15 protein-coding genes are annotated in these 15,174 nt (G+C 59.5%); 9 read left to right on the top strand and 6 right to left on the bottom strand.

What is annotated here, in order from left to right:
- Nucleotides 1-184: 184 nt before the first annotated feature.
- Nucleotides 185-826, bottom strand: coding sequence for a hypothetical protein (locus K3728_05070; GenBank protein ID UWQ96606.1), 642 nt, complete (start codon nt 824-826; stop codon nt 185-187).
- Between the two features lie 204 nt (nt 827-1,030).
- Here K3728_05070 and rpmB point away from each other — a divergent pair, with 204 nt between their 5' ends.
- The 3 genes from rpmB (at nt 1,031) to K3728_05055 (ending at nt 2,409) form a co-directional block, all read left to right on the top strand.
- Nucleotides 1,031-1,321, top strand: coding sequence for a 50S ribosomal protein L28 (rpmB, locus tag K3728_05065; GenBank protein UWQ96605.1), 291 nt, complete (start codon nt 1,031-1,033; stop codon nt 1,319-1,321).
- A 141-nt stretch (nt 1,322-1,462) separates the two neighbouring features.
- Nucleotides 1,463-1,819 (top strand): hypothetical protein, encoded by a 357-nt coding sequence (locus K3728_05060; protein ID UWQ96604.1) that lies wholly within the window; start codon nt 1,463-1,465, stop codon nt 1,817-1,819.
- Between the two features lie 38 nt (nt 1,820-1,857).
- Nucleotides 1,858-2,409, top strand: a complete 552-nt coding sequence (locus K3728_05055; protein ID UWQ96603.1) for a copper chaperone PCu(A)C — start codon at nt 1,858-1,860, stop codon at nt 2,407-2,409.
- A gap of 99 nt (nt 2,410-2,508) precedes the next feature.
- Here K3728_05055 and K3728_05050 read toward each other — a convergent pair whose 3' ends face one another.
- Together K3728_05050 and K3728_05045 are read right to left on the bottom strand one after the other, a co-directional pair.
- Nucleotides 2,509-2,772 carry a hypothetical protein gene (locus K3728_05050; GenBank protein ID UWQ97455.1) on the bottom strand — a complete coding sequence of 88 codons (264 nt, stop codon included), beginning with the start codon at nt 2,770-2,772 and terminating at the stop codon, nt 2,509-2,511.
- A gap of 270 nt (nt 2,773-3,042) precedes the next feature.
- Nucleotides 3,043-4,296: a hypothetical protein gene (locus K3728_05045; protein UWQ96602.1), complete on the bottom strand. Its 1,254-nt coding sequence runs from the start codon at nt 4,294-4,296 to the stop codon at nt 3,043-3,045.
- Between the two features lie 462 nt (nt 4,297-4,758).
- On the opposite strand from K3728_05045, the gene lepA reads away from it, so the two are divergent.
- Together lepA and K3728_05035 are read left to right on the top strand one after the other, a co-directional pair.
- Nucleotides 4,759-6,558 carry a translation elongation factor 4 gene (lepA, locus tag K3728_05040; protein UWQ96601.1) on the top strand — a complete coding sequence of 600 codons (1,800 nt, stop codon included), beginning with the start codon at nt 4,759-4,761 and terminating at the stop codon, nt 6,556-6,558.
- A gap of 165 nt (nt 6,559-6,723) precedes the next feature.
- Nucleotides 6,724-7,746, top strand: a complete 1,023-nt coding sequence (locus K3728_05035) for a hypothetical protein (GenBank protein ID UWQ96600.1) — start codon at nt 6,724-6,726, stop codon at nt 7,744-7,746.
- 364 nt (nt 7,747-8,110) lie between these two features.
- On the opposite strand, the gene K3728_05030 is transcribed toward K3728_05035, so the two are convergent.
- Complete coding sequence (locus tag K3728_05030) at nt 8,111-8,869, bottom strand: alpha/beta fold hydrolase (GenBank protein UWQ96599.1); 759 nt, start codon at nt 8,867-8,869, stop codon at nt 8,111-8,113.
- A gap of 114 nt (nt 8,870-8,983) precedes the next feature.
- Here K3728_05030 and K3728_05025 point away from each other — a divergent pair, with 114 nt between their 5' ends.
- Nucleotides 8,984-9,355, top strand: coding sequence for a hypothetical protein (locus tag K3728_05025; protein ID UWQ96598.1), 372 nt, complete (start codon nt 8,984-8,986; stop codon nt 9,353-9,355).
- 18 nt (nt 9,356-9,373) lie between these two features.
- Here K3728_05025 and K3728_05020 read toward each other — a convergent pair whose 3' ends face one another.
- A complete protein-coding gene (locus K3728_05020; protein ID UWQ96597.1) occupies nt 9,374-10,285 on the bottom strand; it encodes a pirin family protein in 912 nt (303 codons plus the stop codon).
- Nucleotides 10,286-10,373: 88 nt separating this feature from the next.
- On the opposite strand from K3728_05020, the gene K3728_05015 reads away from it, so the two are divergent.
- Nucleotides 10,374-10,883 (top strand): hypothetical protein, encoded by a 510-nt coding sequence (locus tag K3728_05015; GenBank protein ID UWQ96596.1) that lies wholly within the window; start codon nt 10,374-10,376, stop codon nt 10,881-10,883.
- Nucleotides 10,884-11,064: 181 nt separating this feature from the next.
- Here K3728_05015 and K3728_05010 read toward each other — a convergent pair whose 3' ends face one another.
- Complete coding sequence (locus K3728_05010) at nt 11,065-12,498, bottom strand: Glu/Leu/Phe/Val dehydrogenase (GenBank protein ID UWQ96595.1); 1,434 nt, start codon at nt 12,496-12,498, stop codon at nt 11,065-11,067.
- Nucleotides 12,499-12,771: 273 nt separating this feature from the next.
- Between K3728_05010 and K3728_05005 the strand changes: the two genes are divergently transcribed.
- Both K3728_05005 and K3728_05000 read left to right on the top strand, forming a co-directional pair.
- Nucleotides 12,772-14,625, top strand: coding sequence for a hypothetical protein (locus K3728_05005; GenBank protein UWQ96594.1), 1,854 nt, complete (start codon nt 12,772-12,774; stop codon nt 14,623-14,625).
- A complete protein-coding gene (locus tag K3728_05000; GenBank protein ID UWQ96593.1) occupies nt 14,622-15,164 on the top strand; it encodes a hypothetical protein in 543 nt (180 codons plus the stop codon). The genes K3728_05005 and K3728_05000 overlap by 4 nt, the downstream gene beginning before the upstream one ends.
- The last annotated feature ends 10 nt before the right edge of the window (nt 15,165-15,174 follow it).

The raw sequence follows: 15,174 nt of genomic DNA, 5'->3' as shown, positions 1-15,174 counted from the left end.
GCTTATGCCCACTTATCCACAGGCACTATAGGGAGCCCCCCCCGCCTTGTGTAGACCCAATCCGCCCCCACAGGATATAGCGACGCTCGACCTGTTGCACTCCGGTCAACATGCCCTTCATCTTTTCACAAATATCGAAGAACCACCTCTCCCCCCTCGCAACGCCGACGAGGGCCACAACCCGTCATCCAGAAACGGCACTCCGCCCGGCCTCGCTTAACCGATAAACACCCTTGGACACCTTATCGAACCAACCGTAGTGGTTGTTGCGCATGATCATTGTCGCTTTCGCCACGCCCGTAGACTTCGCCACCTCTGCGCCCTTGGCCTCCCCAGCCAGCGCCAGAAACTCGGCACACAAAGTGGCCTCCTGCCGATACGCCGTGATCCTCGCGCCCTGAAGCCCCCCCATATTCGGGTCGCCGTCTCGGCGCTCGAACTCGCCCACCATCGCGCGTTTCTTGCGGGCCACCTTGCGTGGCGCATAGGGGCCGGGGTCGCAGTAAACCTTCACCGTGCCCGCCACGATATCCACAGCCATCACGCCCAGGCCCAGCCGCCGCGCCATGCGCACGTTCTCCCTCAACGACTTCAGCCAGGGCCGCCCCTTCCCCTTCGACACGGCCACATAAACGCAGTCGCAAACCGCCAATCGCGCGATCCCCTGATGAAACAGCGTGAGAGAGAATCCCTTCTTCAACTCCACCACCACCATCTCGTCCCCGCGCAGGCCCATCACGTCCGCCGGGCCGATTTCGCCCTTCACGGCGTAGCCCTGCGCCTCTAAATGCGCCTTTACGGGCGGATATAAGTCGGTCTCTTTCATCGCGAACCACGCTACGCGCAAACATTGGCCCCGTGAATCCCCGAAACGCGCCCCCTAGGGCCGATTCACGGCTTGACACCCCGCCCCTGCCTTCGTACTTCCCAATCCAGATTTTCCGGGCGCAGAGTCTTCTCCGCGCCCTATTGGTTTCAAAGCCCCACGGCATCCGCCCCGGCTTTGCATGAGATACGAAGAGGACACCCCATGTCGCGCGTCTGCGAACTGACCGGCAAAGGCCCGATGACGGGCAACAACGTAAGCCACGCCAAGAACCGTACCCGCCGTCGGTTCCTGCCGAACCTGAGCGATGTTACGCTCGGTTCCGACACTCTGGATCGCCGCTTCAAGCTGCGCATCTCCAACGCGGCTCTGCGGACCGTCGACCACCGTGGTGGCCTCGATGCGTTCATGGCAAAAGCCAAGGACACCGAGTTGAGCGAACGCGCCCTCAAGATCAAAAAAGAAATCGCGAAAGCCCAAGCCGCTCAGGCCTGATCTTTTCGTCAGATTATCTGCATCGCCCCGCCGGGAAATCCCGCGCGGGGCTTTGTTGTTCCTGCAATCCGCCGCCCCCCCTGCCCGCGCTTCCCTTATTGTGGCATGGCCTCCCCCGATCCGCCGCGCTACACAGGCGCCATGATCCGCCGTGTGTTCCTTCATACGCTTCTTGCGCTCGCGCTTGTGCTCAGCAGCTTGACTGCTGTTGTCGCGGAAACCCGTATGGCGATCTCGGGCGGCTATTGCGGCCTGTCCGCGCCCGCCCTTCTGCTCGATGTGTCCGGCCTGCCGATTCTCGACGATGACGGCGCGGCCATCGCCGCCCCCGATTGTCCCGCCTGTCACCTGACAGTTGCGGCCCTTTCGGCCCAGCCCCCGCACGTCATCGCGCCCACCCATTTGCTCCCCACGGCAGAGCCTTCCGCCCGCCCCCTCCCGCCTCTTTCCGTCGTTCGGTTAAGCGGCCATGCCCGTGCGCCCCCGCGCCTGGGCTGAGCCCAACCCCTTAACCGACAACACAAAAAGAGACGACAATGACCTTCAAAACAACGCTTCTCGCAACCGCTTTCGCGGTTCTCCCTGCCCTTGCCTCGGCCCATATGGTGATCGAGGACGCCTATGCCCGCGCCTCCAGCCCCGTGGCCCAATCCGGGGCTACCTTCCTGACGCTGTTCAACCATTCCGACCAAGATGACGTGCTAATCGGAGTCACGTCTACGGCGGCAGAGCGGTTGGAGCTGCACACCCACATCCAAGAGGACTCCGGCATCATGCGCATGGTTGAGGTGGAGGCGGGCTTCCCCGTCGCCGCCGGCGAGCGCATCCATCTGGTGCGCGGCGGCATGCACGTGATGATGCTCGGCCTGACCGAGCCCCTGGTGCAGGGCGAAGAGATCGAGATCACCTTCACCTTCGAGCAGGCCGACCCGGTGACCCAAACCATCATCATCGACAATGAACGCCAGCCCGATGCGGGCGGCCATGGCGATCATGGCGACCATTCCGGCCATGGCGATCACGAAGAGATGGAGATGGAAGGCGACGACCACTCCGATCACGACGCCGACCACGATCACGACAGCTGAAACGAAAAGCGGCCCCGCCGGAGTTCCGGTGGGGCCTGCCTCTCTCGCCTCGGGTTCAACGCCCGACGCGCCTCTCATTTCATCAACAGTTACAGACCGCTAGCCGCAGCTCTGCTCTGCCAGGGTCGAGAACGTGCGCCACGCCGACCACATCTCTTCGTCCCGCTCCCGGTCCGATTGCCGCGTATCCTGCGCGCGCTGAGGGTCGTCAAACCACCTCGCGCCCATGCGCATTTGACTGCGCGACAACGTCTCATCAGCCGCATCACCGATGCATGAACACAAGCTGCGCGACACATTGCGCTCCGACGCCAAACAGGCGCGCTGAATGGGGTTCGCCTCTGCGGAGTCTGGAACGACCATAAATGCCGCCGCGATGACGGGGTAAATCAATCTCATTGCAAATGCCTCTGGGTTAAACGGGTCTTTTCGCCCGGTCTGCTCTGCGCCCATTATGCCAGAGGCAAGGTATTTCGGTCAATTCACGACTTTGCGGGGGGGCTAGTCGCGCCGCGCCCCGCGCCCCCCGTGCCACGAGCTTTTTCTCGGACAAAGTTGCCTCGAGGGGGTCGTCATTTGGTAATGGCACCGGGACCTGCGGCCCTAGTTCCGTGCAGGGGTGCGTTGGAACGATCACTTCAGAAGTCCGACACCCCACAGAACCAACGAAACGAGCATCGACAGGATATCCCCACGCGAAACTCGATGCTTCTCTTCAAGCCTATCAAGCAGCTCATTTCCCCCTGCGCGAACTTCAGTCAGCATTTTGCTGGCCCGCCCGAACACGCGCACTTTCTCATCATAGCCCGCTAGAACCGGATTCCGCTCACCCTCAACGAATGCACGCGGCGGCCCGGCCCGCATCTCCACTGTCAGATACAAAATGTCCTCGTGGAACTCCGCTGCCAACTTTGGCTCGGAAATCAGCTCCAACATCGGCTGGGCCTCGGTCAACGCGGCACGTGCCTCTTCCGGCAACTCTCGCAACGCTTGCTCCGTCAGGATACGGCGGTTCTCTGCAATGTCAGGGTGAACCGCCCGAATGCCTTGGGCGGCCTCCTGTAATGCCGATTGCAATGCAAGATTGTCCTCGGACGGCGGCAAGTCCTCCGTCACTGTCATCTGCCGCGTGAGAGAGCGATATTCGTTAACGCAATCCGTCTCCACCCGTTGCGGATTGTTACTGTACCGTTGGATCATGCGGCGCAGAACCCGCGTCGTGCGCGAACGTACTGTCAGGCCATTGGACGGTTCTGAAAGCGCGTCCTCCAAGGCGTCAGAGACGGCATCCAACGTCGCGCCCAACAAATCCGGCTTGGCCGATACCACGGGCTCAACACGGAAAGTAGCAGCGTCGTCGTCAAACTGAATGGTCTCACTCAGCGGCATCGCGCCCAAAAGAAACGCCCGCTGAAGCTTTTCGATCTCTGCCGCCACCGCGTCCGGCCCGGCCTCCCAAACAACATCGTCGATCAGCGCGATCTGTTCCTGCAACTTCCAATCCAGCGGCTCACCCGCCATCGCACGGGCATACCATTCGGCCCAGAAGGCCCACGGTCCGCCGGATCGAAGCAAATCAATGCGATGCCTTACCCAACTACCGACAGTCTCATCAAAGTCTTCCGGAATTGAGATCCGACCATTTGTTAGCTGTTCGACAGACAACTCTGAATCCAATTGGGCCAAACGGAAAACTGCTGCTACTTCCGCGCCAAGCTCTCCACCTCCACGGTGAGCGTACCTCGGATTAGCATAGGATACTTTGTAGAAAGCCAACGCCGCATCGTCGATTGTTGCCGCAACTGCACCGCTTTTTGTGGCGGTGGCAGCGGCGGCAAATGATGCTGTGGCATGAAGTGCAATGGTGACGCTTGGACGAGATGACATCGCCGTCCCAACGGCTCTGATGTCTTTTAGGCCCCGGAGATCCTTCACATCACGGATGCTCGCTGCTGAAGCATCACCAGCCTGACGAGCCGCAATCGCCGCTGCTTTGGATGCCGTTGAAGTCGAGGGACTGCGGACCTCGATATGGCACCCACCACTAATACAAGCTCGCAGAGCCGCTAATGCGTAAAGGGCGTTACGCGGGCTGTCGACATCAACAACGGTAACCAATGGTAGCACCCGCATCGCGGCACGATACGCAATGCCCCTACCAACATTCATAGGCAGCGCCGACAGCCACTTAAGAACTTCCGCATTATCTTCGTGCGACATTATTTTTGCCCCTTCACGCTCAAAATAAGCGCATGGTCAATTCCCGCAACGGTAAACACATCATCCCCTTCCCCCGCCGCGCCCAACACGCTACATCCCCTTGAAACCCTGCATTTCAAGGCCGCGCCCATGACCGACCTCAACCGCATTCGCAACTTCTCCATCGTGGCCCATATCGACCACGGTAAATCCACTTTGGCGGATCGTCTGATCCAGCTGACCGGCACCGTGGCCGCCCGCGATATGCAGGCGCAGCTGCTCGACCAGATGGATATCGAGCGGGAGCGCGGCATCACCATCAAGGCCAACACCGTCCGCATCGAATACCCGGCGCAGGACGGCCACACCTATATCCTCAACCTCATCGACACCCCCGGTCACGTCGATTTCGCCTATGAAGTCTCGCGCTCCATGCAGGCTGTGGAGGGCTCGCTTCTGGTGGTCGATGCCTCCCAAGGGGTAGAGGCGCAGACGCTGGCCAACGTTTACCAAGCCATCGACGCCGATCATGAGATTGTGCCGGTGCTCAACAAGGTTGACCTGCCCGCGGCCGAGCCCGACCGGGTGCGCGAACAGATCGAAGATGTGATCGGCATCGACGCCTCGGAAGCTGTTGAGATTTCAGCGAAAACCGGCATCGGCATCCCCGATGTTCTGGAAGCCATCGTCACCCGTCTGCCCGCCCCCAAGGGCGACCGCGACGCGCCCCTGAAGGCGATGCTGGTGGACAGCTATTACGATAGCTACCTGGGCGTTGTGGTCCTGATCCGCGTGATTGATGGGGTCATCAAGAAGGGCGACAAGATCAAGATGATGCGGACCGGTGGGCAGTACCCCGTGGACCGTTTGGGTGTGTTCACGCCCAAGATGAAGGACATCGCCGAGCTTGGGCCCGGCGAGATGGGGTTCCTGACGGCCTCCATCAAACAGGTACGTGATACGCGGGTGGGTGACACGATCACCCACGACAAACACGGCGCGACGGAGCCGCTTCCGGGCTTCAAGCCTTCTCAACCCGTTGTTTTCTGCGGGTTGTTCCCGGTGGACACGAACCAGTTCGAAGATCTGCGCGACGCGATCGAGAAGCTGGCCCTGAACGACGCCTCTTTCAGCCACGAGATGGAAACCTCTGCCGCGCTTGGCTTTGGTTTCCGCTGTGGCTTCCTTGGCCTGCTGCACCTCGAAGTGATCCGCGACCGGCTGGAGCGCGAATATGACATCGACCTTATCACCACGGCGCCGTCGGTGATTTATCACGTCCACATGCGCGACGAGACAATGGTGGACCTGCACAACCCCGCCGACATGCCCGACCCGGCCCATATCGACCGGATCGAGGAGCCGCGCATCAAGGCCACGATCCTTGTGCCCGATGAATACCTCGGCGACGTGCTGAAACTGTGCCAGGACCGCCGCGGCATCCAGATGGACCTGACCTACGCGGGCACCCGCGCGATGGTGGTTTACGACCTCCCCCTCAATGAAGTTGTGTTCGATTTCTACGATAGGCTGAAAAGTGTTACCAAAGGGTATGCGTCGTTCGATTATCAGATGATCGGCTATCGCGAGGACGCTTTGGTCAAGATGCAGGTCTTGGTTAACGATGAGCCGGTCGACGCGCTCTCCATCATGGTGCACCGCGAACGCGCCGAGGCCCGTGGCCGCGCGATGGTTGAGAAACTCAAGGAACTCATCCCCCGCCACATGTTCAAAATCCCGATCCAAGCCGCCATCGGCGGCCGCGTGATCGCGCGCGAGACCCTATCGGCCATGCGCAAAGACGTGACCGCAAAATGCTACGGCGGCGACGCGTCCCGGAAACGGAAGCTGCTGGATAAGCAGAAAGCCGGTAAGAAAAAGATGCGGCAGTTTGGTAAAGTCGAAATTCCCCAGAGTGCCTTCATTAGTGCGCTTAAGATGGACAGTTAGCACGCAAAGGGGCCAGCCATAGCTGGCCCCTTTGCGTGACGGTGGGCGACAGCGGTTTTTGCTTGCAAAAACTAGCGGCCCATACAGAATTTAGGTGTTGGGCACATCCGCAACACTTTCTTGGTGCGCTAAATCTTTTAATGAAGGCTTTGGTCGAGATCCGCAATGAACGATAGACCAGATATTTATCTGCCAAGCGGCGGTTCAATCTCAAATCTTGCAGCATTTTCCAGATCGATACAAAACGCCCCCAAACGAGAAACGCTGCATATCGGCGCCGGGCACGTAAAATTCCTTCGCCCTACATGCATGATACTTTTAGCAAAAGTGTGCAGAACTCGCGGCCGAAAGTACAAAGATGAAACTCTTACTTATCATGGTTTGAACAAACTCGGGTACGCGAACAATATGGGCTTCTCTGAAGCTCTGAGTCTAGACGACAACCCGTTTCCGCAAGGAGCATTCGGGGGCGAAAGCTACATACCTCTGAGCGTTATTTCGCTTGAAAGCCTTCAATCAGACATGAGCGAAAACGGTGGCGAACTCGGGGACGCTATTGAGAGACGTAGTCGGGATATCGCATTGATTGTTTCACAAGATCGATCGACTGAGCTAAGGGATATTCTCGCAAGGTCTTTTCGTGAGATTTTTCGAAACTGCTTCGAACATGGCGATGCGCAGAACGCGGTGTTTTGCGCTCAGTATTGGAAGAACTTGGACACCGTAGAAATATGCATTGCTGACCGGGGAATAGGCGTTTGCAAATCACTCAACCAAAGCAAACACACCAAGCCTGAAACCGACGAAGAAGCATTAGCGTTCTCTTTAATGCCTGGGGTTTCCTCAAAGGCGTACCGACAAAAAAAACAGAAACGAGCCAACCAACATTCTTCATGGAACAACTCAGGATACGGGCTCTTTTTCGCCCATCAACTTTTTGGAAAACTGGGCCACTTTTATATCGCAAGTGGCGAATCTAGTCTCTATCTAACCCGTGAAGGTTATCAAACTTTTCCTTGCTCTATTGAAGGTACGCTAGTCTCAATGCGAATGAGCTTGTCGAACGAGAATGAGATAACTGGCGCAATAACAGAAATCCGGAATCGGGCGGAACGAGTAAAAGCACGACTCGGCGTCAAAAGCTTGGCCTACAAAAGCGTTCAGGCATTTCTCAGTTCCGGGGAATAACTGCCAAACACCCCCGCCCGGCTATGCCGGGCAGCGCCCGAACCGCCCCCACGGGGCGGGCGCTTCTCGCCCACCCCATCGGTTCGGGCGCGGCGGTACCAATTGATGTTGCGAAACACGCAACGCCCCCGGGGCTCCGCCCGTTCACGGCTGAACCGGTCCACTGGACCGCTTCCGAGACGCCGCTCACCCCCATCGGCTCAGACGCGGCGCTCTCCATCAATGTTCCGAAAAAGGCAACGCCCCCGTGGCTCCGCCCGTTCACGGCTGAAACGGTCCACTGGACCGTTTCCGAGACGCCGCTCACCCCAAACCCCACCCGCGTCCAGCGGTGTACGGGGTGTGTACGCGGTGTGCACAGGTGTCACGCGGCCAAGAACGCCTCACAGGCCGCCTCGAACTCGCGCGGTTTTTCGGCGTGGAGCCAGTGCCCCGCCTCGGGGATTTTCGCGAAGCGCGCCTGCGGGAAAAGCGTCTTCACCCGCGCGCGATGCTCGGGCAAAACGTAGTCCGACGCCCCGCCCGACAGCATGAAAACGGGGCCCTCGAAACTGCCCGTCACCTCGGGGAAACTCAGCACCGCCGCCATGTCCGTTTCCAGCTGATCCAGGTTCAACCGCCAGCGCTTTGCGCGCACATCCAAGGACTGCAACAGGAAGGCCCGCACGCCCGCCTCCTCCACCGCCGAAGCCAATTGTCGGTCCGCGTCGCCTCGGGTCTCGACGGCCTCCAGGTCCACGGTGCGCATGGCGTCGATCATGCCTTGTTGGGTGTGCCCATAGGCCACCGGCGCGATGTCCGCGACGACCAGCTTGCGCACTGCATCGGGTGTTTGAAGGGCCAACATCATCGCCGCTTTCCCGCCCATGGAATGGCCAATGACGTCGGCCTGCCCGCCGAATTGTTCAATGACTTCAGCAAGATCGCCTGCCATCGCAGGGTAGCTGTGGGGCGCGGCCCAAGGGCTGGCGCCATGGTTGCGCATGTCGACAGAGATGACACGGCGCGTCTCGGACAGGCGCTTGGCAATGACGTTCCAATTGCGGGCAGACCCGAACAGGCCATGGGCAATCAGAACCGGAGGGAGGGCGGCATCGTCGCCGAAAGTGTAGGTTTCCAACATGGGACCAGAGTTACGGCCCCTTGGCGCGAATTGCCAGCCATGAGGGCCGCAGGGGTTGAGAGGCCGGGGCCTTCGCCGTAGGTTTTGCGCAGATTGCGTGGGGAAGGCGATTCTATGGATCAGGCGGGCTACCGAACAGTAACAGAAGAATTGCGCAGCCTGATGGCAGAGCGCCTGTCGGTACGGGCCCCAACCTTCCCCGGAGCGGTCCGAAAAGCAGGGCGGTTGCTGCCGGCGTCGGCCCGCTCGGCGGCGCAAGAGCTGGTGGCGTTGGAATCCCGGATGGCGAACCCAAAGCTCGCCGCCCGCACCGATCCCGCCCAAGCCAAACGGGCCGCCGACACAATCCGAAACAGCCTGTCGCGCCACCGCCCCGGCGCCCGCGCCGCGCAACGCCGCAGCCTTCTTGCCGCCGAAATCGGCTTCCGCGCGCTGGTCGTGATTGGCGTGGGGTTGGCTATCGCGCAATGGTACGGTTCTGCCTAAGGCAGTCCCCTTCCCCCCCTAGTGCGCGGGCTTGATAAACGTCCCGTTCTGTAAGTCACGCATCGCCTGCTGCAACTCGGCCTGGGTGTTCATCACGATTGGCCCGTGCCACGCCACAGGCTCCTCTATCGGCGCGCCTGAGATCAGCAGAAAACGCACGCCTTCCTCACCGGCTTGCACCGTGACCTCGTCTCCATTTCCGAAGCGGACCAAGGTGCGGTCACCGGACATGTCGCGGATGTTAACCTCTTGTCCCATAACCTCTTTTTCCAACAGAACGCCTTGCGGGCCCGAGGCATCAACGAACACTCCCGCCCCCTGAAAAACATAGGCGAAGGCCCGGCGGTAGGTGTCGATCTTGAACGTCTTCTTCACCCCCGGCGGCACCGATATGTCCAGATATTGAGGGTCCGCAGCAATCCCGTCGACCGGCCCACGCTGGCCCCAAAACGCACCGGTGATGACACGCACATGCACGCCGTCATCGTCGGTCACCTCGGGAATATCGGCACCGGTAATGTCCTGATACCGAGGCGCTGTCATCTTGTCTGCGGCCGGTAGGTTGCCCCATAATTGGAATCCATGCATCTGCCCCTTGGCGTTGCCTGATGGCATTTCCTGATGCAATATCCCCGACCCGGCCGTCATCCATTGCACCGATCCCGGCCCCAATTCGCCCGAGTTGCCAAGGCTATCGGAATGCGCGACCGTGCCTTCCAGAACATAGGTAATCGTCTCGATCCCGCGATGGGGATGCCAAGGGAACCCCTTGGCATAGAACGCTGGGTCATCATTGCGGAAGTCATCGAACAAAAGGAACGGGTCCAATTCGCTCGGGTCTTGGAAACCGAACGCGCGATAAAGATGAACGCCCGCGCCTTCCATCGTGGCTTGCGCCGGGCGAGTCTCTAGAATGGGACGAATGGACATGGATCAGCCTCCTTGCGGCAATTGTCCAGCCTAGGTAGGACCGGAGAAAGCCTTCGTCTATTCTGCACGGCGGCACGAAAGGTGTGCAATGGCGCGTAAACATAAGAAAATTGACCCCAACGAAGTGCTAGCCACGATCGAGCCGCGTCCCCTGCGCCGAGGCGTAGCCGTAGCCTTCGTCGTGTCGCTCGCCGTGGTCGTTTGGACCGTCGCCGCCCTGCGCCCGCCGGAGTACTTTAGCTACATGCTGTTTCTTGTGTTCTTCGGCGCCAGTTGCTTCTGGTTGGGCTATGCGATGTGGCAGGCAAGCAGCAAAACCATCGAGCTCACCCGTTCAGAACTGCGCGAGGTCGGCGGCCGCGTCCTTTGCACCATCGACAACGTGGCCCGCGTGGACCGCGGCGCCTTCGCATTCAAACCCGCCAGCGGCTTCCTTGTCCGCCTGAAAGAGCCCCATGCCCCCCGCGTCTACGCGCCCGGCGTCTGGTGGCGCTGGGGTAAAACACTGGCAGTGGGCGGTGTCACCGCGCGGCAAGACGGCAAGAATGTCGCCGACATGATGATCGTCATGCAGGTCCAAAGCGGCCAAGACGTCTAAACACTCAGACGGCTCCTCGGGGCCTTCCGCCCCCTCCTCGCCGCTTCCAGACAAGGCGCAGAACTGCTCCCTCCTTCATCTTGGCAAATACACCTCCGGGGGTGTTGCGCATCCCTTGGATGCGCAGAGGGGGCAGCGCCCCCTTTGCACAGGCTTATCATCAAGGCGCAACGTCCGCGCCTCAGATCCCTTTCGCTTGATAGCTCGACGCGACCCGGCTGATCGACACAAGGAAGCCTGCCGTGCGCAGATCGTGCACATCGTCGCGCTCATACCAGACCTCACGCATCGCGGCATAGGCCTCTCGCATGGTGTCATCCAGACCTGAGCGAACCAGCTCCAACTCTCCGGCTCCGCGTAGATACTTCTGCTTGAAGTCCGGTGTCATGGACCACGCGCCGCCCAGATGCTTGTCCAATCGCTCCAGTTCGTCGACGATCAACTGGTGGCGAGCTTCTTCCTGGCGCCGTTGCATCCGACCAAAACGGATATGGCTCAAGTTTTTCACCCACTCAAAATAGGACACCGTCACGCCGCCCGCGTTGGCATAGAGGTCAGGGATAATAACCGCGCCTTTCTCCAACAAGATATCATTCGCCCCTGCCGTCACTGGGCCATTGGCGGCCTCAATAATCAGCGGCGCTTTGATTCTGGCGGCGTTGTCGAGGTTAATCACCCCCTCCAATGCGGCGGGGATGAGGATGTCGCACGCTTCTTCCAACGCCGCTGTTCCATTCTCATGGTAGCTCCCGTTGGGATAGTTCTTCACGCCATTATGCTCCGCAATCCAATGGCGCAGATCGTCGATATCAATGCCGTCGGCGTTGTGAATGGCTCCGTCGCGTTCAATCACGTGGGTGACGATGCTACCGTCTTCCTCGCTCAAAAACTTTGCCGCGTGGTAGCCCACGTTGCCAAGGCCCTGCACGATCACGCGCTTGCCATCCAGTGATCCACTGAGCCCCGCCTTGGCGACATCTTCGGGGTGGCGGAAGAATTCCTGCAACGCATATTGCACGCCGCGCCCCGTCGCCTCTACCCGGCCTTGGATGCCGCCGGCGTGGGGGGGCTTGCCTGTCACACAGGCGCGCGCGTTGATGTCTGTGGTGTTCATGCGCGCATATTGATCGGCCATGATCGCCATTTCCCGCTCTCCCGTCCCCATATCCGGGGCGGGGACGTTCTGGGCCGGGTCAATCAGGTCACGCTTAATCAGCTCGTAGGCGAAACGGCGGGTGATTTTCTCCAGCTCATCGGCATCGTATTCCCGTGGGTCGATACACAACCCGCCCTTGGAGCCGCCAAACGGAGCCTCCACCAAAGCGCACTTATAGGTCATCAGGGCGGCCAGCGCCTCTACCTCATCCTGGTTCACGCCAAGGGAGTAGCGGATGCCCCCTTTCACCGGTTCCGTATGTTCGGAATGGACCGAGCGGTAGCCGGTAAACGTGCGCACTTCCCCGCGCAATTTCACCCCAAAACGGACCGTATAGGTGGAATTACAAACGCGAATCTTCTCTTCCAGACCCGGTGGAAGCTCCAACAACGCCGCTGCGCGGTTGAACATCAAATCGACGGATTGTCGGAAACTGGGCTCTGCCCGGTTGGTCGTCATGGCGCGTCTCCCTTCGCGTTCACCTACAGACATCACGCCTGTAGACATTGGTGCCGCGGGGCCCGCGCGCACCCAAGATTACAAGGCCACAGCATCGGCCAGAGTGCAACAGCACCTTACCCCGTACGTCCAAACTCCTCGTATAAGAATTTCGTAAAGAACCCGTTTACTCCACGTCTCCGCCGCATTTCTGCCTTGCTTTCGAAAGACAACGATCCTCGGTGCCGTGGGTCTTGCCTATGGATCGGTTTTTTTATGATTGGGAGTAAAGGCATGTTCAGCCTTTTCCACAAAATGCAAAGTTCTGCCGGGGCGATTACCGCCCGACTGGCCCCTTCGCGCTTCATAAAGCGCGAGGACGGGACGATTACGGCCTTTGCTTTGATGCTCTTTGTTTTGATGGTTGGCGCCAGCGGCATTGCAATTGACGTGATGCGGTACGAGACGCAGCGGACCCAACTTCAGTATACCTTGGACCGCGCCGTTCTGGCCGCGGCCTCTCTGACACAGCCCTATGACCCGGAAGGCGTTGTACGTGACTACTTCTCCATTGCAGGCATTGAAGGCTACCGCCTTGATGTACGTGTGGATGAAGGGATCAACTTCCGCCGGGTCCACGCCTATGCGGAACTCGAAGTGCGCTCGCTGTTCATGCAAATGTTTGGGGTGCGGGTCATGACCTCGCCCGCGATCGGGGCCGCCGAAGAACGGGTGCGCCGGATCGAGGTTTCGATGGTGCTCGATATCTCGGGCTCCATGGGGGACAACAACCGCATGACGAACATGCGCCCCGCCGCGCGGGACTTCGTGACCGAAGTTCTGAACGCCAATGACAACGTCAACAACGAGCTTCTCGTCTCGGTATCCATCATCCCCTACAACGGGCGGGTGAATGGCGGCGACTTGATCGACAGCGTTTTTGCATTTGAAGATACCCACAACTACTCCAACTGCGCCCGTTTCGGCTCGGCTGACTATGCCAGCACCGTGATCGACCCCGCAGTGCCAATCCGCCGTATCGCCCATTGGGACCGGGACCGTGAAGGCAACGACCAGGGATTCAACAGTCCATATTGCCAGACAGATGAATACGCTGCGATCTTGCCGTGGGAATACCGCGAAAACGTACTGCACGACCATATCAACGCGCTGAACTCCGGTGGGTGGACAGCGATCGACATCGGCATGAACTGGGCCGTCGGCCTTCTGGACCCCACAGCGGCCCCCGCGGTGGATGGGCTTATCGCATCAAACAATGTCCATGCTGACTTCGGCGATCGCCCCGCGCCCTACCGCGACAATGATCCGAACACGACGCTGGATGATGAAACGATCAAAGTCGTCGTGATGATGACGGACGGCGAAAACACCAACCAATACGACCTTCGCGATGTTTGGATGGCGACTGATAACCGGTTGATCTACACGCCGGAAACCGGCGCCTCTGTGGTGCCGGAAACGGGCGCCATCTACATGGGCTTCCGCGAGGGTTATTCGCAGGTCTTCCTTCACGAAGGCGCAAGCAACGCCACTTGGGACGACCGCTACTCAGTTTGGTGGGAGCCGCAGAACCAGTTCTGGATTCCCTTGGGGGATCCCCGTGATGCCAACGGCATCTGGTCGAATGAACCCTTTGGGGGTTGGGCCGCCTACGGCATGCTTGACCTGAGCGACCTTCAGGTCGTGGATGAATGGAACACGCTGCGCCACAACGCCTTTGACCCAGATCGCAACAACGACGGCGTCGCCGATGTGTTGGACGGCAGGGTTCTGGCTTGGGCGGATTTGTTCGCGAATTACACCGCTGAATGGATCTCCGAGGAATGGTACGAAGAACCTGCCCGCGCTAATGGCGACTGGCGTTTGCATGACGCTGTCGCCAACCCCAGCTTTCTATCGGCAGGCGGCTCTGAGGCTGACACCAACCTGCGTGCCATCTGTGACGCGGCCAATAACGCCGGTATCGTTGTCTTCTCCATCGGGTTCGAGGCCCCATCGGGCGGCCAGGAAGTGATGCGCTACTGTGCCTCGTCCGACGCCCATTACTACGACGTGGAAGGGATCGAGATTTCGCAGGCCTTTGCCTCGATCGCGCGGACCATTAACCAGCTGCGGTTGATCCAATGATTTTGCCCCTGCGATACCAGATCCGCGAATTCTGGAAGGACGAGACGGCCACAGCGACGCTGGAATTGGTCATCGTCTTCCCGCTTCTGATGATTGTGTTCATTGCCGCCTTCGAAACGGCGATGATCCTGACCCGACAGATCATGTTGGAACGCACTCTGGACATGTCCGTTCGGGTGCTGCGCTTGGCCCAAGGCGTCATCACCGACGCCGATACGGTGCGCGATACCATGTGCGCCAATACCAACCTGTTGCCGAACTGCGAAACGCTGCTGACCATCGACCTGCAATTGATTGACCGCACGTCCTACGACATGCCCTCCAATGACGAGGTCTGCGCGAACCGTGGCAATGATATCGTCATTGCCCCTGACAACGAATTCCAAGTTGGGGCCGACAACGATTTCCTACTGATCCGCACCTGCTTGATCGTTGACCGCATTCTGCCCTTCTCGGGCTTTGGCCTGAACCTGACGCGGGACGATTCCGGCGGTATCCATATGATGGCGTCAACCATCTTCGTGAACGAACCGAATTGAGGGGCAAGAG

It is taken from the genome of Rhodobacteraceae bacterium M385, assembly GCA_025141835.1.
Lineage (GTDB): Bacteria > Pseudomonadota > Alphaproteobacteria > Rhodobacterales > Rhodobacteraceae > Gymnodinialimonas.
Note: the sequence above shows the minus strand (reverse complement) of the source record. Positions and strands in the feature narration are given on the sequence as shown.